The sequence below is a fragment of the Streptomyces sp. GbtcB6 genome, assembly GCF_019091475.1.
In the GTDB taxonomy this organism is placed as follows: domain Bacteria; phylum Actinomycetota; class Actinomycetes; order Streptomycetales; family Streptomycetaceae; genus Streptomyces; species Streptomyces hyaluromycini.
In genome coordinates this window covers 1-234 of record NZ_JAGXJL010000498.1, presented here as the reverse complement: position 1 = coordinate 234, position 234 = coordinate 1, and the positions used below count along the sequence as shown (strand labels likewise).

Here is a 234-nt window from a genome sequence, read left to right as displayed (position 1 = left end):
GTCGGTGCCGCGCCCGGCGGGCGCCGCCGGGTCGACGGTGACGGCACGGTCGCGCTTCGCGCCCAGGGACATGGCGAACCAGCCGAGGAGCAGGGCGGGTTCGAGCGCGTCGGCGGGCTGTTTGTAGGCGTCGACGGGCGCGATGCTGTCCTGCAGGTCCAGGGACCCGGGGAGCCGGCCGGTGGGCAGGGAGCGGGTCATGGCGTGGGCGTGGACCCCGCCGAAGGGCCAGCC

The 234-nt window shown here is 76.9% G+C and carries 1 pseudogene; it reads right to left on the bottom strand.

The window, feature by feature from the left end:
• A pseudogene (locus KVT45_RS55785) lies at positions 1 to 201 on the bottom strand (thioesterase); the annotation flags it as partial.
• Positions 202 to 234: the final 33 nt, after the last annotated feature.